General features: G+C 63.9%; 27 protein-coding genes. 10 read left to right on the top strand and 17 right to left on the bottom strand.

Annotation, left to right across the window (positions count from 1 at the left end):
- The coding region (locus EN964_RS03485) for an adenylate/guanylate cyclase domain-containing protein (RefSeq protein ID WP_164775719.1) at positions 1-850 on the top strand (850 nt) is incomplete at its 5' end.
- A gap of 128 nt (positions 851-978) precedes the next feature.
- On the opposite strand, the gene EN964_RS03495 is transcribed toward EN964_RS03485, so the two are convergent.
- From EN964_RS03495 to EN964_RS03510, 4 genes are all read right to left on the bottom strand, one after another.
- A complete protein-coding gene (locus EN964_RS03495; protein ID WP_164775720.1) occupies positions 979-1,200 on the bottom strand; it encodes a hypothetical protein in 222 nt (73 codons plus the stop codon).
- Between the two features lie 118 nt (positions 1,201-1,318).
- Positions 1,319-1,837, bottom strand: coding sequence for a hypothetical protein (locus EN964_RS03500; protein ID WP_127269739.1), 519 nt, complete (start codon positions 1,835-1,837; stop codon positions 1,319-1,321).
- Positions 1,830-2,186 carry a hypothetical protein gene (locus EN964_RS03505; RefSeq protein WP_206517429.1) on the bottom strand — a complete coding sequence of 119 codons (357 nt, stop codon included), beginning with the start codon at positions 2,184-2,186 and terminating at the stop codon, positions 1,830-1,832. Before EN964_RS03505 ends, EN964_RS03500 begins: the two co-directional genes overlap by 8 nt.
- On the bottom strand, positions 2,186-2,329 hold the full coding sequence (locus EN964_RS03510; protein WP_127269741.1) for a hypothetical protein: 144 nt from the start codon (positions 2,327-2,329) through the stop codon (positions 2,186-2,188). The genes EN964_RS03505 and EN964_RS03510 overlap by 1 nt, the downstream gene beginning before the upstream one ends.
- 175 nt (positions 2,330-2,504) lie before the next feature.
- Between EN964_RS03510 and EN964_RS03515 the strand changes: the two genes are divergently transcribed.
- Positions 2,505-3,476: an AraC family transcriptional regulator gene (locus tag EN964_RS03515; RefSeq protein WP_127269743.1), complete on the top strand. Its 972-nt coding sequence runs from the start codon at positions 2,505-2,507 to the stop codon at positions 3,474-3,476.
- A 72-nt stretch (positions 3,477-3,548) separates the two neighbouring features.
- On the opposite strand, the gene EN964_RS03520 is transcribed toward EN964_RS03515, so the two are convergent.
- The 3 genes from EN964_RS03520 to EN964_RS03530 all read right to left on the bottom strand — a co-directional run bounded on the left by EN964_RS03520 (position 3,549) and on the right by EN964_RS03530 (position 5,839).
- Positions 3,549-4,355, bottom strand: coding sequence for a YiiX/YebB-like N1pC/P60 family cysteine hydrolase (locus EN964_RS03520; RefSeq protein WP_127269745.1), 807 nt, complete (start codon positions 4,353-4,355; stop codon positions 3,549-3,551).
- Between the two features lie 81 nt (positions 4,356-4,436).
- Complete coding sequence (locus EN964_RS03525) at positions 4,437-5,369, bottom strand: CHAD domain-containing protein (protein WP_127268426.1); 933 nt, start codon at positions 5,367-5,369, stop codon at positions 4,437-4,439.
- Entirely contained in the window at positions 5,366-5,839 is a 474-nt protein-coding gene (locus EN964_RS03530; protein WP_127268427.1) for a CYTH domain-containing protein, read from the bottom strand. Before EN964_RS03530 ends, EN964_RS03525 begins: the two co-directional genes overlap by 4 nt.
- 90 nt (positions 5,840-5,929) lie before the next feature.
- Between EN964_RS03530 and EN964_RS03535 the strand changes: the two genes are divergently transcribed.
- The 4 genes from EN964_RS03535 to EN964_RS03550 are packed head-to-tail and all read left to right on the top strand — an operon-like array spanning position 5,930 to position 9,633.
- Entirely contained in the window at positions 5,930-6,616 is a 687-nt protein-coding gene (locus EN964_RS03535) for a CerR family C-terminal domain-containing protein (RefSeq protein WP_127268428.1), read from the top strand.
- Positions 6,617-6,629: 13 nt separating this feature from the next.
- The gene (locus EN964_RS03540) at positions 6,630-7,583 is read left to right on the top strand and encodes an HlyD family secretion protein (RefSeq protein ID WP_127268429.1); all 954 of its coding nucleotides are present in this window, start codon (positions 6,630-6,632) and stop codon (positions 7,581-7,583) included.
- The gene (locus EN964_RS03545) at positions 7,580-8,500 is read left to right on the top strand and encodes an ABC transporter ATP-binding protein (RefSeq protein WP_127276164.1); all 921 of its coding nucleotides are present in this window, start codon (positions 7,580-7,582) and stop codon (positions 8,498-8,500) included. Before EN964_RS03540 ends, EN964_RS03545 begins: the two co-directional genes overlap by 4 nt.
- Positions 8,497-9,633 carry an ABC transporter permease gene (locus tag EN964_RS03550; RefSeq protein ID WP_127268431.1) on the top strand — a complete coding sequence of 379 codons (1,137 nt, stop codon included), beginning with the start codon at positions 8,497-8,499 and terminating at the stop codon, positions 9,631-9,633. Before EN964_RS03545 ends, EN964_RS03550 begins: the two co-directional genes overlap by 4 nt.
- Positions 9,634-9,716: 83 nt before the next feature.
- On the opposite strand, the gene EN964_RS03555 is transcribed toward EN964_RS03550, so the two are convergent.
- The 3 genes from EN964_RS03555 to EN964_RS03565 all read right to left on the bottom strand — a co-directional run bounded on the left by EN964_RS03555 (position 9,717) and on the right by EN964_RS03565 (position 12,024).
- Positions 9,717-10,316, bottom strand: a complete 600-nt coding sequence (locus tag EN964_RS03555) for a DNA-3-methyladenine glycosylase (protein WP_127268432.1) — start codon at positions 10,314-10,316, stop codon at positions 9,717-9,719.
- Positions 10,317-10,413: 97 nt separating this feature from the next.
- Entirely contained in the window at positions 10,414-11,391 is a 978-nt protein-coding gene (locus EN964_RS03560; protein ID WP_127269749.1) for a threonine/serine dehydratase, read from the bottom strand.
- Between the two features lie 309 nt (positions 11,392-11,700).
- A complete protein-coding gene (locus EN964_RS03565; RefSeq protein ID WP_023813492.1) occupies positions 11,701-12,024 on the bottom strand; it encodes a hypothetical protein in 324 nt (107 codons plus the stop codon).
- Positions 12,025-12,200: 176 nt separating this feature from the next.
- On the opposite strand from EN964_RS03565, the gene mbfA reads away from it, so the two are divergent.
- Positions 12,201-13,184 carry an iron exporter MbfA gene (gene mbfA / locus EN964_RS03570; RefSeq protein WP_127269751.1) on the top strand — a complete coding sequence of 328 codons (984 nt, stop codon included), beginning with the start codon at positions 12,201-12,203 and terminating at the stop codon, positions 13,182-13,184.
- A gap of 165 nt (positions 13,185-13,349) precedes the next feature.
- On the opposite strand, the gene EN964_RS03575 is transcribed toward mbfA, so the two are convergent.
- The 3 genes from EN964_RS03575 to EN964_RS03585 form a co-directional block, all read right to left on the bottom strand.
- Positions 13,350-13,694 (bottom strand): antibiotic biosynthesis monooxygenase, encoded by a 345-nt coding sequence (locus tag EN964_RS03575; RefSeq protein WP_127268914.1) that lies wholly within the window; start codon positions 13,692-13,694, stop codon positions 13,350-13,352.
- Positions 13,691-14,023, bottom strand: coding sequence for an NIPSNAP family protein (locus EN964_RS03580; protein ID WP_127268912.1), 333 nt, complete (start codon positions 14,021-14,023; stop codon positions 13,691-13,693). The genes EN964_RS03575 and EN964_RS03580 overlap by 4 nt, the downstream gene beginning before the upstream one ends.
- A 63-nt stretch (positions 14,024-14,086) precedes the next feature.
- Positions 14,087-14,302, bottom strand: coding sequence for a DUF1127 domain-containing protein (locus EN964_RS03585; protein WP_127268910.1), 216 nt, complete (start codon positions 14,300-14,302; stop codon positions 14,087-14,089).
- A 68-nt stretch (positions 14,303-14,370) separates the two neighbouring features.
- Between EN964_RS03585 and EN964_RS03590 the strand changes: the two genes are divergently transcribed.
- Positions 14,371-15,045, top strand: a complete 675-nt coding sequence (locus EN964_RS03590; protein ID WP_127268908.1) for a helix-turn-helix transcriptional regulator — start codon at positions 14,371-14,373, stop codon at positions 15,043-15,045.
- A 12-nt stretch (positions 15,046-15,057) separates the two neighbouring features.
- Here EN964_RS03590 and ligD read toward each other — a convergent pair whose 3' ends face one another.
- Both ligD and EN964_RS03600 read right to left on the bottom strand, forming a co-directional pair.
- The gene (ligD, locus tag EN964_RS03595) at positions 15,058-17,574 is read right to left on the bottom strand and encodes a DNA ligase D (protein ID WP_127268906.1); all 2,517 of its coding nucleotides are present in this window, start codon (positions 17,572-17,574) and stop codon (positions 15,058-15,060) included.
- Positions 17,575-17,586: 12 nt separating this feature from the next.
- Positions 17,587-18,456 carry a Ku protein gene (locus EN964_RS03600; protein WP_127268915.1) on the bottom strand — a complete coding sequence of 290 codons (870 nt, stop codon included), beginning with the start codon at positions 18,454-18,456 and terminating at the stop codon, positions 17,587-17,589.
- Between the two features lie 378 nt (positions 18,457-18,834).
- Between EN964_RS03600 and EN964_RS03605 the strand changes: the two genes are divergently transcribed.
- Positions 18,835-18,975 carry a hypothetical protein gene (locus EN964_RS03605; protein ID WP_013528645.1) on the top strand — a complete coding sequence of 47 codons (141 nt, stop codon included), beginning with the start codon at positions 18,835-18,837 and terminating at the stop codon, positions 18,973-18,975.
- Between the two features lie 254 nt (positions 18,976-19,229).
- Positions 19,230-19,616 carry a thiol-disulfide oxidoreductase DCC family protein gene (locus tag EN964_RS03610; RefSeq protein ID WP_256754965.1) on the top strand — a complete coding sequence of 129 codons (387 nt, stop codon included), beginning with the start codon at positions 19,230-19,232 and terminating at the stop codon, positions 19,614-19,616.
- Between the two features lie 49 nt (positions 19,617-19,665).
- Here the strand turns inward: EN964_RS03610 and EN964_RS03615 are convergent, their stop codons facing one another.
- On the bottom strand, positions 19,666-20,049 hold the full coding sequence (locus EN964_RS03615) for a DUF1850 domain-containing protein (protein ID WP_127267559.1): 384 nt from the start codon (positions 20,047-20,049) through the stop codon (positions 19,666-19,668).
- Positions 20,046-21,495, bottom strand: a 1,450-nt coding sequence (locus EN964_RS03620; RefSeq protein ID WP_127276166.1) for a TRAP transporter fused permease subunit, incomplete at its 5' end; no start/stop codon positions are given. The genes EN964_RS03620 and EN964_RS03615, both read right to left, overlap by 4 nt.

Raw genomic sequence — 21,495 nt, forward strand, 5'->3', positions numbered from 1 at the left:
GCCGACGACAGAGCGACTGAACCTCTATCTCAATCCCAATTTCGTCGACACATTCGCGCAGGCGACCAACGTGTTGGTTGTGCTGATTATCGGCGCGATCATGGCGTTGGTCGTCTCTCGTTCTCGACATCTGTCGGAAGACTATGTCAAGGCAGAGCGCGCCCGCGCCAATCTCGCCCGGCATTTTTCGCCAAATGTCGTCGACCAGCTCGCCGCGGATGACGAGCCCTTCGGTCCGGTCCGCCGGCAGGATATCGCGGTACTGTTCGCCGACATCGTCGGCTTCACACACTATTCCGAGGATCATCCGGCCGAAGCAGTGTTCGAACTTCTGCGTCAGTTCCACCGTCGCATGGAGCAGGTCGTTTTCGACCACCATGGCACCGTCGACAACTATATCGGCGATTGCATCATGGCCACATTCGGGGTTCCGCAAGCCAGCCATAACGACGCAACCCGAGCCATCCAGTGCGCTGAAGCGATGATCGCCGCTCTCGAAGACTGGAATGTGCAGCGGGTGTCCAGGGGATACCCGTCGCTGGACGTTCGGATCGGTGCACAATATGGCGCAGTCGTCATCGGTGCGGTCGGCAGCGAGCGCAATCTTTCCTTCGCGGTGGTGGGCGACACCGTCAACGTCGCCAGCCGTTTGCAGGCGCTTTGCCGTGAACTTCAGGCAAACATTTGCTTTGGGTCACGACTGATAGAAGCCGCGAAGGCGGAATCGCCCACGACACAGTTGAATGCGCGCGATCATGGGCCGGTGAGCATCCGCGGTCGGGATGAACCGGTCCATGTCTGGGTCGAACACAGAGCCGAAAACCAGGGTGCTGTTTCGGTTTCGGCGTGATATAGCCGCCATGTGAAACGCCTGCATCTGCCGGAAAGTTCACGCCTGAAGGCATCATGCGCTCGCAGGCACTGAGCGAGGCGTCGATGTTCCTCTATCTGCGCGATCTCGAGGAGTGCGAAATCGTCTCAGCATGATTGCATCTGGCGGCTGAGCTTGCCGCGCACGGCCCCGGCGGTGCCGACGGCGCCATTGACCGCGCCCATCATCTTCATCTGCCCGGCGGTCTCGTTCATGCGCGCCCGGCAATCCTGCATTTTTCTGGTCGCCTCGACTGCAGCCAGGGCTTCGCCAAGACCTTCCGGCGAGTCCGTCTGGCTGCAGCTGGAAGCCAGCAGGCAGATAAGCATTGCGATCGGGCTGCCCCGCCTGACACGTGCCGTGGCTGGGAAAATGCCGCGATGTTCGGCCTCGAGGCTCCCGCTCGGAGTTGCTTTTCCCGCCACCCGTTTGCTGTTGCCCAACATCCTATCGCCCCATCGCCGGGCCGAGGATGAGGCTGCGGATTTTTGGCGTCAGCGGCCTGACGACATCGGCGAAGGGGTCGCCCTCGGCCCGCAAAGCCATCAATCCTTCGACCTCTTCGTCGATGGCCGAGATGGTCTCTGACTTCTGTGCGTCGGTCAGCTCCCTCATGCCGGATATGGCACCCCTGAGCTTGGCGAAAATGGCATCGAGTTCTGCGGCCGACATCGTCGCCAGGAACCCGCGCATGGTCTCGCCAAGCGCGACCTTCCAGCTGTCGGCGGTGAAGCCGGCTGTGCCGATCAAGCCCTTGTCCGCCGCATCGCGCTCATACCAGTCGGCGGCGATCTCCTCGTCATAGGCGAACTGACCGAATTCGGGCTGCAAGGCCTCGATCAGGCCGACGACCGCCGACGCATCCCGCGCTGTCAGCGCCAAGGCATGCGGGCTGTCGAACATCATGCCGGCAAGTGCGAGCGCGCCGGCTAGCCGGCGCATGGCTGCGAAACGCCGCTCAGCCATAACAGTCCTCCACAACGCCGGCCCGGGCACTGCTCGTCGCCTGGGACTGCAGAACCGAGCCGCCGATCGAGGCGGCCTGGCCGGCAATGACCCCACCATTGCCAGCCAGACCGCCAAGACCCCCCGCCATCGACAGGACACCGCCGAGCAGAGCCGCATTGGTCTGCGCCTTCGCCGCCTTCTTGGCGGCCTCGGCGCAGGCGGTTTCCGTCGATGGTTCGTTCCGGGCCTTGTTGCTGCCGGCCGCGCTCGCGATCAATGCCGTGTTGCTGTCGGCCTGGCCCGTTTGGCAGCCCGCCAGGGCAATGGTCAGGGCCACGAAAATGCTTTTTTTCATGGTGCTGCTCATCATCGGGCAGCGCGCGGCGGCAGCTTGACCTCGCGGTGATCGGTCACCGTGTTGCCCAACGAGATCGACAGCAGATAGGCACGCGGATTGAAGCCCGCCGCGGCCAGTGCCGACAGCGTCTTGAACAGTTGCAAATGAAACATCGTGCCCCCTTGGATTGCCGCCAATACGGTTCCGGTTTCGGAATCGCGCCGCAAACTAGGGGCATCGAAGGGGGACAGCTTGGACAGAACGGCACTGAAAGCGGCCAAAACGGCCCGGTATTGACGTTTTGCAGGCCGCGGCGCATATGACCGCGCTCTTGGCATGGGGGTGTCGATGACTGCGACGATGGGGCCGTCAGCTTCGTTCAGGCTGGCGACGGAGATGTTTCCGGAGCGGGATCGCGTCGAGATTACGCGCGAGGTTTACGGCCGCACGGTTCTGAGGGTGGACCTCGATCCGCTTGCGCCGGCGCAGATCGACATGCGGGTGCGCGCGTTGCCGGGCCTCGGCATCGCCACCGGCAGCTCATCGGAATTCCGGGTGCATCGCACATCGTCGCTGATCGACAACGACGACTTCGTTCTTCTGGCGGCCCTCGATGGGGGCAGCGTGATGAAGCACCGCGGCCGCGAGGAGGCGGTCGGCAACGGCCAGGCGCTGATGATGAGCGGTGACGAGGTTGGCCTCAACCTGATCGGCGCCGGCGGGTTCCGCTTCATCAATCTGAGTTTTTCGCGCAAGCAGCTTTCGCCTCTGATCGGCGATCCGGCAGCGGTCCTTATGCGGCCCTTGCCGACCCAAAGCGGGGCGATGCGGCTGTTGCTCGACTATATCAACTCGATCCAGGAGGTCGGAGACGAGTTGACTGCGGAGGCCTGTCACCTTGCGGCGACGCATGTCTTCGACCTTGCCGCACTCGCCATGGGCGCGACCAGGGATGCGGCCCAGATCGCACGCGGCCGTGGCGTCAGCGTTGCCCGCTTGCGCGCCATCAAGGCCGATATCGTCGCGCATGGTGGCCATGTCGACCTGTCGGCGCGGGACGTCGCCGCCCGCCACGGACTGTCGGCCCGCTATGTCCGCAAGCTGTTCGAGAGCGATGGCACATCCTTGATTGATTTCATGATGAACCAGCGGCTGGCGCGTGCCCATCGCATGCTTGGCGATCCGCGCCATGCCGGACGCAGCATCACCGCGATCGCCTACGAGGCCGGCTTCAACGATCTTTCCTATTTCAACCGGGCGTTCCGCCGCCGTTATGACGCCACTCCCTCGGACGTGCGCGTTGCGGCTTGCAAGCACTGACGCCAAAGCGCCGCCTGCCGGGCCGCGCTCCCGTGCCGTGCCGTCCATGCTGTTGGACTCATTTGATCGCGTCTATTCGGCGGCCTTTGCCCCGGGATCGGCAACCTTGTCGTCCCAGACCATCTGCCGGTAGTCGAAACCATATTCCAGCGTCGGTTTGACGATGCGGAAATAGGGCGACAGGTCGAAATCGCGCGGCGTGTAGAGCGAGTGGTGGCGGATGTGCAGGATTTCCTTGCGCGAATAGTTCGACTGCGCGGAGGCTCGGCCGGGCGCACGGGTGATTTCGGGCAGGATCGGATAGCGGATCTGGCCATAGGCCTCGGCGATCAGCGTCGAGCAGATCGCCCGTGTCGGGTCGCCGGAGCCGAAGGCCAGCATGCGGCGGCGCCAGCGCACCGGCACCGGCGGTGTGGGCAAGAAAAAACGCAGCATGTCGAAAATGTTCTTGAGGTCGTATTTCAGGCCGAGCCTGCCGATCATGAAGGCGACGACCTTGTCGCGATCCTCCGGCGCCAGCCCGCTCGCCCGGCAGATGCGGGTGTTGTAGGTGCGGTAGCGCGACAATGGCACGGCGACGCAGCCTTCGCCGATCGTGACCTCGATCAGGCGCGGCCGTTCCGAGCCGTCTTCCGGCGCGGGCAAGGCATCGCCGACATAGAAGGCCGCATGCGACCAGGTCGACTGGGTCAGGTACTTGATCGCCGCCGAGATCTTCTGATTGCCCTCGATCAGCAGGATGTCGCCCGGCTCAAGCGTGCGGCGCAGCGTTTCGGCATCGGACGGAGTGTAGGGCTCGTAGCCGGACGATTCTCCCTGCAGCCGGCCGGCAAGCCAGCGGCCAAGTCGATCCAGAAGCGTGTCGCCGGGCTCGGTCATGCCCCATGGCGATTAGCATGGGCGGGTAATGAGGGCTAGCGCACGCCTTCCTCCCCCGTCCGGAGCGCGAGGAAGAGCGTCCTACGATGCCGCGGCCTCTTCCGGCGGCGCAGCCAGATCGTCGCGCGCCTTGCGGGCCAGTTTGCGTGTCGAGCGTTTGGGATTGTCGCCGAACAGCTCGGCCGCTTCGGCCAGGCAGCTCTTCTTCAGCTGCTTCTCCGACCGCTTCAGCAGCTTGCCCAGAAGTTTCGTGTCCTCGGGCAGCCCGAGTGGCTGGTCGTCGGCCTCGAGCAACGCGCGCATCACCAGCACATCGTGCAGGTCGCCCAGCCGCTCGCCCAGTTCGTCGACCGCCTTGCGCCGGGCCTTGATCGGTGTCGGCCACAGCCTGCCGAGCAGCGACAGATGCATGCCGTGGGTCTTGGCCGCCTTGCGCAAATCGTGGAAATCATCGGCCGCGCCCCGCGATCTGGCCTTGTCGAGCGCCTTCCTGGCACGGCGCAGCGTGACGCGGGCACCTTCGGCAAGCACGTCGGCCGCCTGTTCCGGCTGGTCGGGCAAGGCCAACGCTTCGACGCGTTTGAGGCCATCCTCGCAAGCGGCGGTCGCCGCGCCGATCGCCGCCTCGAGCCCGCTGCCTTCGTGCAGTTCATGCTGGCGCGCGATCAGCCTGTCGCGCGCAGCAGTAAGCCCATCGTCGGCGCTCTCCTTGGGAAAGCTCGCCGCCAGCCGGTCGATGGTTTCGATCAGCGCTGTCGCCTCGCGCGGACCGGCAAGCAGGCCGGCTACATTGCGATAGCACTGGTTCTCGGTCTCGCAGAATGTTTCGTCGCCGGAACGAACAAGCCGCAGCAGGGCGCGGGCGCTCTTCAGCCGCTTGCGGCACTTGTGCAGCGCCTGTTCCGGCCGGCTCCGTGCGGCGTCAAGGTGATGCAGCGCCTTGCCGATTTCCTCGGCAAGGATACGCCTGACCTCGCCGGTCAGCGGCAGGCGCGGATCGATACGAAAGCTCATGCGGCGATCTCCGGTATCCCCCCAAGGGCGAGCGACGCGTTGTAGAATTTTGACTCGCCGGTGACTTCGCGGCCGAGCCAATCAGGCAGCATTTCGTCCGGCACGTCCTCCGGCGTCTCAAGTTCGGCGATCACAAGTCCCGCAAGCGGACCGCCGAAGACATCGATTTCGTAGAGATAGCCACGGTGCCTAACATGGTGACGTGTCTTCTCGATGACACGTCCGATGGCGAAGTCCAGCATCTCCACCGCCTCCGAGAGCGGGATCGAGTATTCGAATTCGTCGCGTTCGCGCGCCTTGCTGCCGAATTTGAGTGTCAGCTTGGCGGAACCGCCATCGCTGATGCGGATGCGCACCGTGCGCCCGGGGCCGGCAGCGAGATAGAACTGGAGAATGCGGATATTGGCCTCGGCCAGTTCCCGCCATGCGGTGCTGGTGACCAGGAATTTTCGTTCGACTTCCTTGCCCATGGCCGGGCACTAAAGCGTTTGCCGCCGTCGATGGCAAGATAATGACGAACAGAAGTTGACTTTAATCAATCGATTGATTAAACTGCGCTCATGGTCAAACTGCCTGAGCCCAAAATTCTTCGCCGCGAGCCCGCCGAGATGACGCGCGCGGCCCTTGTCCAGGCGGCGCTGAAGCTGTTCGGAAGGCAGGGCTTCGATGGCACCTCGACGCGCGAGATCGCCGCCGAGGCGCGAGCCAATATAGGCTCGATCGCCTATCATTTCGGCGGCAAGGAGGGTCTTCGCGCCGCTGCCGCCGACTTTATCGTCGAGACCATCCAGGGTGTAGCCGGTCAGGCGCTCGGCAATGTACAGGCGCCTGCGCCGGGACCAGCCAATCCGGAGGCGGCGCAAGCGCTACTCTTCGCGGCGCTGGAGCGGATGGTCGGCTTTGTCGTGGCCAGCCCGCAGGCCGGCGAGATCGTGCAGTTCGTGTTGCGTGAGCTTTCGCATCCGACGGCAGCCCTCGACCGCATCTATGACGGCGTCTTCGAGCCGACGCATCGCCGGCTGTGCCAGCTCTGGGAACAGGCGACCGGCGAGCCCGCCGAAAGCGAGGCCACAAGGCTCACCGTGTTCACGCTGATTGGCCAGGTCATCTATTTCCGCATCGGCCGCGAGGCGGTGATGCGCCGCATGGGCTGGAAAGACATCGGCGCCGCCGAGGCGGCCAAGGTGGTGACGGTCACATCGGGTAATCTCAAGGCCATATTGGCTTCCAAAAAGAGCAAAGCATGAAGGGGCAAAGACCATGAGCTTTCTGTGTTCGCTGCCGCTCGCCGCGCAGCTCTTCTCGGCCTGTGCCCCGGCTGCCCCGCTGGCCGTCGGCTATGTCGAAGGCGACTATGTGCTGCTGGCACCGATCGAGGTGGCGCAGGTCGAGACCGTCACGGTGAAGCGCGGCGACCGTGTGGTGCCTGGCACGACCGTGGTGACGCTGGAAAGTGCCGATGCCAAGATCGCGGTGGCGCAGGCGCAGGCCGGCCTTGCCCAGGCGCAGGCGCAGTTGGCTGACCTGCAGATCGGCAAGCGGCCGGAAGAGATCGCCGTGCTGAAGGCCGAGGTCGACATGGCCAGCGCCCAGGCCGCCGACGCCAAGCGCAAATACGACCGCGCCGCCGATCTGTTCAAGCGCGGCGCCGGCACGCAAGCCGATTTCGACACCGCGTCGGCCACGCTGGAAACGGCCAATGCGCAGGTCGGCCAGGCCAATGCCAATCTCGCCGTCGGCGGCCTGCCTGCGCGCCCTGAGACGATCAAGGCCGCCGACAATCAGGTCAAGCAGGCGCAGGCTACCTTGGAGCAAGCTCAGTGGCGGCTGTCGAAACGGGTGCTGGCAGCCCCTTCGCCGGGCCGCGTCAACGATGTCATCCGCAATCCGGGCGATACATCAGGTCCGACCGCGCCTGTGATCTCGATCCTGCCCGACGGCGCGGTCAAGCTCAGCGTCTACGTCCCGGAGAGCGCCTTCTCCTCGGTCAAGGTCGGCACCTTGCTCGGCGTCCATTGCGACGGCTGCGGCCCGGATGTGAAGGCGCGCGTCAGCTACGTGTCGCCCGATCCTGAGTTCACGCCACCGGTGATCTATTCGCTCGAGAACCGGCAGAAGCTGGTCTACCTGGTCGAGGCGCGGCCGGAGGGCGATGCCGGCCCGCTGCAGCCGGGCCAGATCGTCGATGTTGATCTCGCGGACAGTGCAAGATGAACGCCATCGATGTCCACGGCCTGGTCAAGGGCTTTGGCGACAAGACCGTCGTCGACCATGTGACGATGTCGGTCGCCGAGGGCGACATCGTCGGCTTTCTCGGCCCCAACGGTTCGGGCAAGACCACCACCATCCGCATCATGTGCGGCCTGCTGACGCCGGACGAAGGCGAAGGCACGGTGCTCGGCTTCAACATCCGCACCGACAGCCTGCGCATCAAGCGTGAAGTCGGCTACATGACGCAGAAATTCTCGTTCTACGAGGATCTGACGATCGGCGAGAATCTCGAATTCGTGGCGCGGCTCTATCGGCTGAAGCCGGTCGAAGAGCATGTCGCGAGCACGTTGGAGGACCTCGGCCTGACGTCGCGCCGCAACCAGCTGGCCGGCACCTTGTCGGGCGGCTGGAAGCAGCGGCTGGCGTTGGCCGCCTGCATCATGCACAAGCCGAAATTGCTGCTGCTTGACGAGCCTACGGCCGGTGTCGACCCGAAAGCGCGGCGCGAGTTCTGGGACGAGATCCATCGCCTGGCCAGCGGCGGGCTGACCGTGCTGGTCTCCACCCACTACATGGACGAAGCCGAGCGCTGCCACCGCATCAGCTATATCTCCTACGGCAAGATGCTGGCCACCGGCACTGTCGCCGAGGTGGTGAGAAATGCCGGGCTGACCACGTTTGTGCTGCAGGGTCCGCGGCTCGATCAGGTCGCCGAAGCGCTTCAGGGCCGCTCCGGCGTCGACCAGGTGGCGCCTTTCGGCGCGACGCTGCATGTCGTCGGCTCCGACAAAAAGAAGCTCGAAGCCGCACTCGCCGACGTCGAGAAAGAGCACAAGGGCGTGAAAGTTTCGCCCGGCGAAACCAGCCTCGAGGACGTCTTCATCCAGTTCATGTCCGGCTCGAAGGACAACATGGCATGAACAGCGTCTTTTCCTTCGCCCGGCTTGGCGCGCTGCTGATCAAGGAATTCATCCAGATGCGGCGCGACCGCATCACCTTCGCCATGATGCTCGGCGTGCCGCTGATACAGTTGGTGCTTTTCGGCTACGCCATCAACAACGACCCGAAAAGCCTGCCGGCAGCACTCGTGGCGACGAGCAACGATCCCTACACGCGTGCCATTGTCGCGGCGCTGCAGACCACCGGCTACTATCGTTTCGACCATGTCGCGCAAAGTGCCGCCGAGGCCGAGTTCCTGATATCGCGCGGCGACGTCGCCTTCGTCGTCACCATCCCCGCCGATTTCGCCAGGAGGGTGGAGAGCGGCAGCAACCCGCAGATACTCATCGAGGCGGACGCCACCGACCCGGCGGTGGCCAGCGGCGCCATTTCGACGCTCGGCACAGTCGCCAGCCAGGCGCTGCTGAGGGCGCAAGGCACGCAGGAAGCCGCCGCCGAGGCCGCCAAGGGTCGGCTCGATGTCGTCGTACACCGGCGCTACAATCCCGAAGGCATCTCGCAATACAACATCGTGCCCGGCCTGCTCGGCGTCATCCTGCAGATGACCATGGTGATGATGACCTCGATCGCGCTGACGCGCGAGACCGAGCGCGGCACGATGGAAAACCTGCTGGCGATGCCGTCCAGCCCGCTCGAGATCATGATGGGCAAGGTGCTGCCCTACCTGGCGGTCGGCGGCGTGCAGGTGGTGGTGGTGCTGGCGGCGGCGAAGCTGCTGTTCGCCATCCCCTTCACCGGATCGATGTCGCTGCTCCTGACCGCCGTGCTGATCTTCGTGCTGGCGCTGGTGCTGCTCGGCTATACGATTTCCACCATCGCCCGCACGCAGATGCAGGCCCTGCAACTGACCTTCTTCTTCTTCCTGCCGTCGATCATGCTGTCGGGTTTTATGTTCCCTTATCGCGGCATGCCGGACTGGGCGCAAATCCTCGGCGAGATCTTCCCGCTGACGCATTTCCTGCGCATCACCCGCGCGGTGATGCTGAAGGGCGCGGAACTGCCGGCGGTGTCAACGGAGATCGGCTGGCTGGTGGTGTTCGTGGCCTTGTTTGCCGGCGTGGCACTGGTGCGGTTCAGGCGGACGCTGGATTAGATGCCGCACGACCTCCAGTCTTGGCACCAGCCTTTGCGGAAGGGAGAAATGCTTTCGCCAATCTCCATGGTTTGTAACTGCCACTAACCGTTGAGCGATTTCGGGCCGCTGACGAAGGCGCTCCCCTTGACGTAAAACCGCAGCGGGCGATCGGCATCCTTTGTAATGCCGATCCGGACGCCTTGGGCGATGTCGCCGGCTTGATGCTCGTCGGTTGCCAGCCATAGCGGGCCTTTGCGGCAAAGATCGAGCCCGTCGAGCGAACGATCGATCCGCAACGCCTGGGCCAGCCTTCCCGGTCCTCGCGCCAGGTCGCGCAGGCGCTCGACGCCGCGGTTGAGCCGCATGATCGCAATGCCCTCGAGTGGCTCGAGCGCCCTGATCAGCACGCCGGTTCCGACCCCCGGCATCTCGCTCGAGACATTGAGCATGTAGGAGATGCCGTAGGCGAGATAGACATAGGCGTGCCCGGGTTCGAGAAACAGCGAACGGTTGCGCGGGGTCATCCCCCGGTAACCGTGTCCGGCGGCGTCACCGGTCACATAGGCCTCGGTCTCGACGATGCGGCCGCTGGCGATGCCTTCAGGCAGCTCGCGCACCACGAGTTTGCCAACGAGGGTGCGGGCAAGGGATGCCGTATCGTCGGGCAGCTCGGAACGCGTGAGCGGGCGGTAGATGACCATGCTCAGCGCGGCGACGATTTGGCGGCGGGCGAGGAGTGATCCAAGGCGGAGCCTGTCGCCAGATACTCCATATCAGATACCCTTGGACATCGCCGTCTCAAGCAGCCGCCATGATCCCGGCATAAGTGCCGAAATCGACATTGCCGCCGGACAGCACCACGGCAATGCATTTGCCGGACAGCTCGATCTCGCCCGATGACAGTGCCGCCAGCGCCACACAGCCGCCGGGCTCGACCACCAGCTTGAGATAGGCCATGGCGTCGCGCATCGCCTGCGCCGCCGCCTGGTCCGAGACGGCGATGCCACCGGTGAGATTCCTGCGGTTGATCTCGAAGGTGATCACGCCAGGCTCGGCGGTCAGCAGCGCGTCGCAGATCGAACTATGGCCGGGCTCGTTCGAAACCCTTGCACCGGCGGCCAGCGACCGGCGGGTGTCGTCGAAATGCTCGGGCTCGACCGCCCAGACCGCCGTGTTCGGCGAGGCATCCTTGACGGCAACGGAGATGCCACTCGACAAGCCGCCGCCGCCGCAGGGGACGATCACCGCGTCGAGGTCGACGCCAAGCGCTTTTGCCTGGCGCATCAATTCGAGGCCGATCGTGCCCTGGCCGGCAATGATGGCCGGATCGTCGAAAGGCGGCACCAGCACCATGCCTCTTTCCATGTAAGGACGGATCACGGTCATGCGGTCGTCGCGAAAGCGGTCGAACGGGACCACCTCCGCGCCCATCTTGCGCACATTGGCAATTTTCATCGCCGGCGCGTCTGAAGGCATGGCGATCACCGCCTTGACGCCGAACATCGCGGCCGAGGCGGCGACGCCCTGCGCATGATTGCCCGATGAGAAAGCGACGACGCCTCGGCTGCGCTCCTCCGCGCTGAGCGACGACAGCTTGTTGTAGGCGCCGCGGAACTTGAACGAGCCGGTACGCTGCAGCGTCTCCGGCTTGAACAGGATGCGGCCCCCGAAGCGTCTGTTCAGCTCCTGCGATTCGATCAAGGGGGTTTCGATGATCAAGCCGGAGAGACGCGCGGCGGCGGCGTGGATGTCGGCGATGCCGGGAAGGGTGGTCATGGTGGGTCCTGTGGGAAGATGTTGCCCTTCATGATGCCCGCAAAGGGAGGTGGCGCACCATGGGAAAAATGTGACCGTTACAAAGTTTAGCGAGTCATGATCGGCGTTTGCGCCGCCCCTCATCTGGCTGCCGCCATCTTCTCCCCGTAAACGGGGAGAAGGACGCTGTCGCCTTTGGTTTCGCCAATCTTCAGCGTTGCAAGGGGGTGCGGCGCTTCCCGCCAGCTTCTTTCTCCCTGTTTACGGGGAGAAATGCCCGGCAGGGCAATGAGGGGGCAGCGCCGAGATCGGCCAAATTGGCCACCCAATCTAGCCAAGCAAAGTCCTCTGCCTCTTGCCCCCACCCAGCTTGCGCCAGTTGTTGAAACGGTGGCTGGCGGCGGCAAAGGATATCTTCATCTGCTGGGCGACCGAGTAGCGCGACTTGCCCTCGTCGAACATGCGGTAGCAGCACTCGACGCCCTCCTCCGTCAGTTTGCCGTCCGGCGCCTTGTTGTGCGGGTTGGCGGGGTCGAATTTCTCGACCTGCTGCTCGACCAGGCCCTTCAGGCGCTGCAGGTCGGCCTCGATGCTGGCGATGAGATCGAGAACGGGCTTGGGATCATAGGGGTGCGGAGGCTGTTTTGCCGTCATCTGCCGGTTCCTTGTTCTTGGCTTGAGTCCAGCAATATAGGTGAACATTCACTGATAATGAAGAGTCACCGCGGGCGTGGGGCTTCAACAATTCTTGACCGCGACCCAAGCGCGCAATTGACCGAAGGTGTTCAAAACCCTAGTTTAGAACTATTCTAAACTAGGGTGAATTCCTCATGCTTTCCCGTGTTTTCGGCTTCGGCCGCCGCCCCTTCGAATCGCTCTCCGAACAGGAGATCCTGGCGCTGGCCATTTCCTCCGAGGAGGATGACGGTCGCATTTACCGGGCCTATGCCGACGGGCTGACGGAAAACTTCCCGCAATCGGCAAAAGTGTTCGAGGAGATGGCCGAGGAAGAGGATGGCCATCGCGATGCGTTGATCGAGCTTTTCCGCAAGCGGTTCGGCGAGCGCATACCGCTGATCCGGCGCGAACATGTGAAGGGTTATTACGAGCGCAAGCCCGACTGGCTGGTCCGGCCGCTCGGCATCGAGCACGTGCGCAGCCATGCCGAGGCGATGGAGCGGCAAGCCTACCTTTTCTATGTCGAGGCGGCCAAGCGCACGGCAGATGCTTCGACGCGAAAACTGCTCGACGATCTGGCGGTGGCCGAACTGGGCCATGAGACCCTGGCGCAGCGGCTGGAACAGAAACATGTGCCGGGCGCCGTCAAGGCCGAGGAGGCCAGCGCCGAGCAGCGCCAGTTCATCCTCACCTATGTGCAACCAGGGCTGGCCGGGCTGATGGACGGGTCGGTGTCCACTCTGGCGCCGATCTTTGCCGCTGCCTTTGCCACGCACGACACCTGGCAGACGCTGCTGGTCGGGCTTGCCGCCTCGATCGGCGCCGGCATTTCGATGGGCTTCACCGAAGTCGCTTCCGACGACGGCAAGCTGTCGGGCCGCGGCTCGCCGATCAAGCGCGGTCTGACCGTCGGCATCATGACGACGCTGGGCGGTCTCGGACACGCGCTCCCCTATGTCATTCCGCATTTCTGGACGGCCACCGGGGTTGCCGCGGTGGTGGTGTTCTTCGAATTGTGGGCGATCGCCTTTGTCCAGAACCGCTACATGCAGACGCCTTTCCTGCGTGCCGCCTTCCAGGTGGTGCTGGGTGGCGCCCTGGTGTTCGCGGCCGGCGTGCTGATCGGGAATGCATAGTTTTTTCCCTTCCCCCCTTGTGGGGGAAGGTGGATCGGCGCGCAGCGCCGAGACGGATGAGGGGTGTTCCAGCGGAGTGAGACGTTGGCGTTCCCTGGAACACCCCTCATCCGTCGCCTGCGGCGACACCTTCTCCCACAGGGGGAGAAGGAAGAAACTTGCCACTCACCCATTCACCGCCCGGCTATCCCTAGGCGCCTCGTCTCTCTCCGTCAGTCCATAATCCCTCATCACATGGGCGATGCGCAGACGGTAGCCGGCAAAGATACCGCCCCGGCCGGCCTTCTGCGCCTGGCGGTGTTCCTCGGTGTTGCGCCAGGCCTTCACGGCTTCCTCGTCGCGCCAGAATGACAGCGACAGGATGCGGTTCGGATCGGCCAGGCTCTGGAAACGCTCGATGGAAAGAAAGCCGTCAATGCCGTCGAGCAGTGGACGCAGGTCCGCGGCGATGCTCAGATAGGCGTCGCGCCGGCCTTCCGCCGGCTCGACCTCGAAGATCACGGCAATCACGGCAGCACCAGTTTCGCGTGCGGGCCTGAGGCCAGTTTCAGGAACATGCGATCCTCCTTCAGGATGAACCTCTCGCGCTTGGCGAATTCGTAGTTTGCCTTGCCGGTGGGATCGGCGGCAAGCCGGGCGCGATAGGCTTCGTAGGCGGCCAGGCTCTCGATGTTGTAGGCGGCATACGCGGTCGTCGCCGAGCCCTCATGCGGCGCGTAGTAACCGATCAGATCGGCGCCGCAGCGTGGAATGGCCTGGCCCCAATTGCGCGCATACTCCTCGAAGGCCGCCTTGCCGAACGGGTCGATCTCGTAGCGGATGAAGCAGGTGATGGTCATTGTGGTCTCCTTGGGGTGCGTCGATAGTTCGAGCGGCATCGAAACGTTGTGTCGTCTGGTCTGCTAGGGCTGCCAGAAGGACTTCGCGCATTCGCGGCGCACGTCTTGCCGCGTTAGCCCAAGATCGCGCAGCTGATGATCATCCATCTCGGCAAGGTCCAGACGCTGCAAATGGCGGTCATACCAGCGGGCCAGCAGCCGCGAACGCAGCCAGGTGACGAACGGGAAGAATTGACGGCTGGGGAGCGAGGCTGAGGGGAAAGCGGTTCGTGCGGCCATCGTCGTCTCCTTGATCTCACCTGAGAATAGTGATTATCTGACAAGAACGCTTCGATGAGGAACGAACTATGCGTGAAGGACCCGACATCGCCAGCATCGCCAGCCTGGTCGGCGACCCGGCACGGGCAAACATGCTGAATGCCCTGATGGGCGGCACGGCGCTGACGGCGAGCGAACTGGCGCTCGAGGCCGGCGTTTCGCTGCCGACCGCCAGCTCGCATCTGGGCAAACTGATGGAAGGTGGGCTGCTCACGGTGGCGAGCCAGGGCCGGCATCGCTATTACGGCCTCGCCGGACCGCAGGTGGCCGGCATGATCGAAGCCATCACAGGCGTCGCGGAAGCCGTCGGTCCAAAGCGTGTGCGCCCCGGTCCGCGCGATGGTGCCATGCGGGTGGCGCGCGTCTGCTACGATCACCTCGCCGGCGAGCAGGCGGTGGCGATGCTCGATCGGCTCGTCGCCAAGAACGTATTGGTCCGCGACGAACAGGAGATCAGGCTCGGGCCATCGGCGGCTTCGCATTTCGCGGCGATAGGCATCGACGTTTATACCAAGCCGCGCCGGCCGGTGTGCCGCGCCTGCCTCGACTGGAGCGTGCGCCGTTCGCACCTCGCCGGCACGCTGGGCGCCGCCATCCTCGAGAAGATCCTGGCCGAGAAATGGGCGCGCCGCGAGAAGGACAGCCGCGCGGTGATCTTCTCGCCGCCGGGTAGACAGGCGTTTGAGAGGGTGTTTCTGTCTTGAACGGGCGAAGCGTTAACCCCGCCTCAGAGCCTTGCCCTGCTTAAAGAAATCCGACCACGGATCGGCTTTCGCCAGCTGTTTCAGCGTAGTCTTGCCGCCGATCGGGAAAGCGTTCGGCGCCAAGCCGGCCTCGATCTCTGGCCAGGTCACCGGCATCGACACGGTGGCGCCCTTCTTGGCGCGTGACGAATAGGGCGCGACCGTCGTCGAGCCCCTGCCATTGCGCAGATAGTCGACGAAGATCTTTCCAGTGCGCGCTTTTTTCGACAGCGTCGCCGTGTAGCGGTCGGGGGCACCCTGCTCCAGCGCACGGGCAAAATCATGGGCGAAGGTTTTGACCTCATCCCAATCCGCCGCTGGTCTCAGCGGCACCATGACGTGAAAACCCTTGCCGCCCGAAGTCTTGACGAAATTCGGCAGCGACAGCTCGTCGAGCTTGCCCCTGATATCGAGTGCCGCCTCGCGGACCGCTTTCACGTCGATACCTTCATCGGGATCGAGATCGAAGATGATCTGGTCGGGCTTTTCGATCTCGTCGATCGTGCACCCCCAGATGTGGATCTCGACCACGCCATACTGGACCAGTGCGGCGACACCATCGAAATCCCGGATGTACAAGATCTCCTCGCCGTCAGTCGGATCCTTCATGCGCGCGATCTTGTCGCTCATACCGGCCGAGGCATGTTTCTGGAAGAAACGCTGGCCACCGACACCGTCCGGCGCCCGCACCAGGCTGAGCGGCCGGTTGACGACAAACTGTTCCATGCGCGGCCAAACCTGCGCGTAATGGTCGAGCAGGCCCTGCTTGGAGATGTTTTCATCCGGCCACAGCAGCTTGTCGGGATGCGAGAGTTTTACCGTGGTCGTCATCGATCCGGCGGCTTTGCCACCCGATGCCGGCTTGGCCGTGCTCTTGCCTGTCGATGTCTTGCCTGTCGACGCTTTGGGCTTTTCCTGCACGACTTCCTCCGCCGGCTTGTCCTCGCGCAATCCCTGGAACGAGGCGTGGCGTATTATACGGTCCGAGGTCCAGCTGCGAAACTCCACTTCGCCGACAAGTTCGGGCTTGACCCAGACCAGGCCCTTGCCCTTCGGCACGGCGGTGGAGAAGGGCGATGTCTTTGCCGTCAATGCATCGAGTTTTGCCTTCAGCTCGTTGGCGCCCTTGCCGGAGAAACCAGTGCCGACGCGGCCGGCATAATGCAGCTTGCCGCCCTCGTGGAAGCCGACCAGGATCGAGCGCAGGCCGCGCCCGGTCTTGTCCGACGGCAGATAGCCGCCGATGACGAATTCCTGCCGCGCCGTGCATTTCGACTTCACCCAGGTCGGGCCGCGGCCGCTGCGATAGGGTGCATCGGCACGCTTGGAGACGACGCCTTCCAGGCCCATCCGGCAGGCATGCTCCAGCATGATCTTGCCGGGTTCGGAAAAGTGGTCGCTGAAGCGGACCGCCGGATTGTCGGACTGCTTGCCGAGCAAATCCTGCAAGGCCTGCTTGCGCTCGACCAGCGGCTCGCGCCGCAAATCCCTTCCATCGAGGCGCATCAGATCGAATACGTAATAGATGAAGCGATTTGTCCGCTTCGCCGACAGATCCTGCTGCAACAGCGCGAAAGACGAGACGCCGCTGTCGGCGAGCACGACCACCTCGCCATCGATGATGGCGTCGCTGCACTTCAGCCCGGCCAGCTCCGCGACGATCTCGCCGCCGAACTTCTTCGTCCAGTCGAGGCCGGTCCGGGTCAGCAGCCGCACATCGGTGCCGGCGATCTGCGCCTGCATGCGATAGCCGTCGAACTTCACCTCATGCAGCCAGTCCTTGCCCGGCGGCGCATCGCGCTCCAGCGTGGCCAGCTGCGGCTCGATGAAGTCGAGTTTCTTGCCCGCGGCCTTCGTCTTGCCGGCGGCCGGCTTGTTGGAATGCCAGACCTTCGGCTTCTCACCCTTCGCGGCCTTGCCCTCGCCGACCTCCTCGATCGTCAGGCCCGACTTCACCGATTCCGGCGCCTCCTTGAGGATGTCCTCGCCAGGACGCGCGGCGGCATCGTCCGACTTGATCAGCAGCCAGTTGTCGCGTTTTTCACCCGCACGCGGCTTCAGTCGCACCAGATGCCATGCCCCATGCAGCTTGTGTCCCCTGAGCTCGAAGCTGATATGGCCCTTCTTCATCGCCTTGGCCGGGTCGATCTCGGGGGTCCAGGTGCCCTCGTCCCAAACGATGACCGAACCGCCGCCATATTCGCCCTTGGGAATGGTGCCCTCGAACGGCGCATAGTCGATCGGGTGATCCTCGACATGCACGGCCAGTCGCTTCTCATGCGGATCAAGGCTCGGGCCGCGCGTCACCGCCCAGCTCCACAGCACGCCGTCATGCTCGAGGCGCAGGTCGTAATGCAGCCGCGTCGCGGCATGCTTGTGGATGACGAAGATGCCGCCCGCGCCGCCCTGCTTGGTCCGGGCGACCTTGCCGGCCGGTTCGGCGGTTTTCTTGAAATCGCGCTTGGAGTGATATTGTTCGAGGCTGGCCATCCGTTGGGTTCCTCAGGCCGATTTGCGTTTGGGCGCGCTGGCTTTCGGCTTGGCGCGTTTGGCCGCCGGCTTGGCTTTCGCCGACGAAGACCTTTTCGATGATCCGGAATCTGACAGGCTCTTCTTCAGCGCGTCGAACAGATTGACGACATTGGAAGGCTTGGGCGCCGCCTTGGCCTTCGGCGCCTTGTGGCCGGCCTTCTTGGCGCGGATCAGCTCCAGCAGCGCGTCCTCGTATTTGTCGTCGAATTTCGAGGGATCGAACTTCGTCTTCTTCTTGTCGATGATCAACTCGGCGAGGTCGGTCATCTCCTGATCGGTCTTCACCGACTCGATGTCGCCGAAGACGGTGTCCTGCTGGCGCACCGTGTTGTCGTAGCGCAGCGTCGTCAGCACCATGCCTTTGCCGAGCGGCTCGATAACCACCGGCCGTTCGCGTCGGTAGAGCACGATACGCGCCAACCCGGCCATCTTCTTGCCCGCCATCGCGTCGCGAATGACGGCGAACGCTTCTTCCGACACCTTGTCGGCCGGCGCGACATAATAGGGCGTATCGAGATAGATCTGCTGGATCGAAGCTTTGTCGACGAAACCGTCGAGCGCCATCGTGTGCGAGGATTCGATCTGCACCGCCTCGATCTCGTCTTCCTCGATATGGATGAAATCGCCATCGTCGAGTTCATAGCCCTTGATCTCGTCATCCTCCCCCAGAGGCTTGCCGGTTTCGGCATCGACATAGAGGCGCTTCACCGTGTTGCCGGTCTTGCGGTTGAGAATGCGAAACGAGACCCGCTCCGTGTGGGTGACGACATTGGTGAGTTCGACGGCACAGGTGACCAGCGAAAGCTTTAAATAGCCTCTCCAGGCCGGACGCGGCGCCATGATATCTCCCTTCCACAACCAGATGAAGGTGAGAACGGACAGACCGCGCTCCAGTTCCGCGCTCACGGACCGATCTGGATGCCAAGGGCGCGCCCGAGGCCTTATGGCCGCCAGCACCTGAATTTCGCGGGCGCGGCAAAAGTTGAAACAGAACCGCGCGCGCGCGACATTCAAACGAAACATATGTGATGCAAAAGTCACATTGGCCGGAATGCCGGCCAACTGCACGGAAAGACCCCGAATCAGCCGCAATCCAGCCACGAAGCGAGGCATTTTCGACCAGATATTAACATCACGTTCACCGACTATTCACGCCTCGACGCTATGATGACCGCAATTCGGAAGGGACATCCGAAAATCGGGACAGGGACAAGGGTAATGAACTTCCTCGCGCACCTCATCGGCTATGCCGCCGCCATCCGCGAATTCGTCGCGCCGACCTATCGGCCCGAGCGCTATTACATGCGCGGCCCCGGCCCTGCTTGCGCCCGTCGCGGCAACTCGCTGGGCGCGCACTGATCATGGCTTTCGAAAATCGCCACAACAGCAGGATCTGCAGGCCGGCCGCCTCTACCCGCGCCACCACCTATCGCGCCGAGCGTCCCGCTCTCGCCGACAGGCGCCGTGCGACATCGCCACGGCTTTGATACCGACGCTGGCCGGCTTAGTGTCATAGGACACGAGCAGCCGAGGCCAGCGTGACCGACCATTCCCAACCCAGTCGACCCCAGTCAAATCGTCCCTCCGGAACAACTCTCGACGCACGCCATCGATTGATCGTTTTCGATGGCGTCTGTGTGCTCTGCTCCGGCTTCGTGCGCATGGTGGTCAGGCTCGATCGCCAAGGCCGTTTCCGCTTCGCCACCGCGCAGTCGCCCTTCGGTGAAACGCTGTTTCGGAAGCATGGACTGCGCACGGACTCTTACGAAACCAACCTCGTCCTGATCGACGGCGTCGCCTTCACGCGGCTCGACAGCTTCGTCGCTGTCATGGCGGAACTCGGCTGGCCCTGGCGGGCGGCAAAAACGCTGCTGCTGCTGCCGCGCCCGCTGCGCGACTGGCTCTATGAGCGCGTTGCCAGGAATCGCTACGCGCTGTTCGGCAGGAAGGACAGCTGCGAGGTTCCTTCTCCGGAGCTGCGCGAGCGGTTCCTTGACTGAGGATGTGGCTGCTGGAGAACGAGCCGCCGCTCAGCGCATTGATCGGGCGTTATCGCGGTTGGCTCGAACCGGTGGATTCGCACGGCTTCAGCACGATCGCGTCGCCGGCCCCCTTGCCCAATTCCCGGCAGCCTTGAACCGAGCACAGCGTCCAGCCGTCGCCGGTTGCGCCAGAGGCGGCGAGTATGACGCGCCGCTGTGGGCCGACCGTGGGCGTGTAGGCCCACCAGCCATTCTTCAGCACCGCGCCTTCCGATGGCTCCATGCCGGCGCCCGAGCTCTTGACCCGCGCCTCGACCAGCTGCAGGCCGATAGGCGTGACCTTCCAGTCTTCCTCCCAGCGCGTCCGTTCCACCGAATGCGTCCAGGACAGCGTAAAGGCGGCGACGGAGAACGTCACCATCTTGCCGGCGGCCAGGATGCAAAGGCTCATGTTTTGGCTGAAGCCTGCCGCGCACGAAAGCAGTGCCAGCCGATCCAGGCCAGCGCCAGCGCCCAGCCGGCCTCGTCGGTCAGCGGCACCGCGGCGACCAGCAGCACGCCGGCCGCGAAGGCGATGAGCCGTTCCCACAATGCCATGCGGCTGGCGAGGAAACCGACGGCGGCGGCACCCCACAGCACGATGCCCATGCAGGCCTTGGCGACGATGTAGGCGACCTCGACGGGATAGCCGAACTGGGCGGCGATCGGCCCGGCGTCCTGCAGCATCAGAGCCGGCGTGTAGACCGCCATGAACGGCACGACGAAGCCGGCAATGGCGAGTTTAGTCGCCTGGATGCCGATCTTCAGGCCACTTTCCCTAGCCATGGGTGCCGCGGCAAAGGCGGCCAGCGCCACTGGCGGCGTCAGATCGGCCATGATGCCGAAATAGAAGACGAACATGTGGCTGACCAGCAGCGGCACGCCAAGCTCGAGTAGCGCCGGCCCGGCCAGCGACGAGGTGATGATGTAGTTGGGAATGGTCGGGATGCCCATGCCCAGCACCAGGCAGGTGAGCATGGTCAGCAACAGCGACAGGAACAGATTGTTCTCGCCGATGGAGATGATCCAGCCGATGAAGGTCGAGGCGATGCCGGTCAGCGTCAGCGTGCCGATGACGATGCCGACGATGGCGCAGGCAATGCCGACCGGCAGCGCGTTCTTGGCCCCTTCGGCGAGCGAGTCGACGCAGATCCGCAGCGTCTCGCGGCCGCCCTTGAATGTGAAGCAGGCGACCACCAGTGCGGCGATGACGGCGCCGAGGAGATTGACGCCGAACTTCATGAACGAAGCGGCGGCAAGCCCGAGCGCGATCCAGAAGACGATGCGGAAGGCGAGCGGACCGATCGCTGCTGCCAGCGGCGTGCCGAGGATGAGCACGATGGTCAGCGCCAGGCCCATCGTGCCGGCGAAGATCGGCGTGTAGCCGGCAAACAGCAGGTAGACGAGCGCTGCCAGCGGCAGCACCAGCGGCCAGTGCTGTTTCACCGCGTCCCACGGATTGGGCAGGTCCGCCTTGGCCATGCCGTGCAGCCCGGCCTTGCCGGCTTCCAGATGCACCTGCCAGAAGCACGCGCCGAAATAGAGCAGCGCTGGGATGATCGCCGCCTTGACCACATCGGCATAAGGCACGTTCAGCGTCTCGGCCATGATGAAGGCGACCGCGCCCATCACCGGCGGCATGATCTGGCCGCCCATCGAGGAGGTCGCCTCGACGGCACCGGCAAAGGCCGAGCGGAAGCCGAAGCGCTTCATCAGCGGGATGGTGAACTGGCCGCTGGCCACCACATTGGCGACTCCCGAGCCGGAAATGGTGCCCATCAGCGCCGACGACAGCACGCAGACCTGCGCCGGGCCGCCGCGCCATGTGCCGACAAGGCCCAGCGCGAAATCGTTGAAC

The sequence above is a fragment of the Mesorhizobium sp. M7A.F.Ca.CA.001.10.2.1 genome, from assembly GCF_003998575.1.
Lineage (GTDB): Bacteria > Pseudomonadota > Alphaproteobacteria > Rhizobiales > Rhizobiaceae > Mesorhizobium.

Coding starts and splice junctions, on each gene's coding strand:
- EN964_RS03495 (WP_164775720.1), bottom strand. CDS start 1,200: ATGCTTATCTGCCTGCTGGCTTCCAGCTGCAGCCAGACGGACTCGCCG.
- EN964_RS03500 (WP_127269739.1), bottom strand. CDS start 1,837: ATGGCTGAGCGGCGTTTCGCAGCCATGCGCCGGCTAGCCGGCGCGCTC.
- EN964_RS03505 (WP_206517429.1), bottom strand. CDS start 2,186: ATGAGCAGCACCATGAAAAAAAGCATTTTCGTGGCCCTGACCATTGCC.
- EN964_RS03510 (WP_127269741.1), bottom strand. CDS start 2,329: ATGTTTCATTTGCAACTGTTCAAGACGCTGTCGGCACTGGCCGCGGCG.
- EN964_RS03515 (WP_127269743.1), top strand. CDS start 2,505: ATGACTGCGACGATGGGGCCGTCAGCTTCGTTCAGGCTGGCGACGGAG.
- EN964_RS03520 (WP_127269745.1), bottom strand. CDS start 4,355: ATGACCGAGCCCGGCGACACGCTTCTGGATCGACTTGGCCGCTGGCTT.
- EN964_RS03525 (WP_127268426.1), bottom strand. CDS start 5,369: ATGAGCTTTCGTATCGATCCGCGCCTGCCGCTGACCGGCGAGGTCAGG.
- EN964_RS03530 (WP_127268427.1), bottom strand. CDS start 5,839: ATGGGCAAGGAAGTCGAACGAAAATTCCTGGTCACCAGCACCGCATGG.
- EN964_RS03535 (WP_127268428.1), top strand. CDS start 5,930: ATGGTCAAACTGCCTGAGCCCAAAATTCTTCGCCGCGAGCCCGCCGAG.
- EN964_RS03540 (WP_127268429.1), top strand. CDS start 6,630: ATGAGCTTTCTGTGTTCGCTGCCGCTCGCCGCGCAGCTCTTCTCGGCC.
- EN964_RS03545 (WP_127276164.1), top strand. CDS start 7,580: ATGAACGCCATCGATGTCCACGGCCTGGTCAAGGGCTTTGGCGACAAG.
- EN964_RS03550 (WP_127268431.1), top strand. CDS start 8,497: ATGAACAGCGTCTTTTCCTTCGCCCGGCTTGGCGCGCTGCTGATCAAG.
- EN964_RS03555 (WP_127268432.1), bottom strand. CDS start 10,316: ATGGTCATCTACCGCCCGCTCACGCGTTCCGAGCTGCCCGACGATACG.
- EN964_RS03560 (WP_127269749.1), bottom strand. CDS start 11,391: ATGACCACCCTTCCCGGCATCGCCGACATCCACGCCGCCGCCGCGCGT.
- EN964_RS03565 (WP_023813492.1), bottom strand. CDS start 12,024: ATGACGGCAAAACAGCCTCCGCACCCCTATGATCCCAAGCCCGTTCTC.
- mbfA (WP_127269751.1), top strand. CDS start 12,201: ATGCTTTCCCGTGTTTTCGGCTTCGGCCGCCGCCCCTTCGAATCGCTC.
- EN964_RS03580 (WP_127268912.1), bottom strand. CDS start 14,023: ATGACCATCACCTGCTTCATCCGCTACGAGATCGACCCGTTCGGCAAG.
- EN964_RS03585 (WP_127268910.1), bottom strand. CDS start 14,302: ATGGCCGCACGAACCGCTTTCCCCTCAGCCTCGCTCCCCAGCCGTCAA.
- EN964_RS03590 (WP_127268908.1), top strand. CDS start 14,371: ATGCGTGAAGGACCCGACATCGCCAGCATCGCCAGCCTGGTCGGCGAC.
- ligD (WP_127268906.1), bottom strand. CDS start 17,574: ATGGCCAGCCTCGAACAATATCACTCCAAGCGCGATTTCAAGAAAACC.
- EN964_RS03600 (WP_127268915.1), bottom strand. CDS start 18,456: ATGGCGCCGCGTCCGGCCTGGAGAGGCTATTTAAAGCTTTCGCTGGTC.
- EN964_RS03605 (WP_013528645.1), top strand. CDS start 18,835: ATGAACTTCCTCGCGCACCTCATCGGCTATGCCGCCGCCATCCGCGAA.
- EN964_RS03615 (WP_127267559.1), bottom strand. CDS start 20,049: ATGAGCCTTTGCATCCTGGCCGCCGGCAAGATGGTGACGTTCTCCGTC.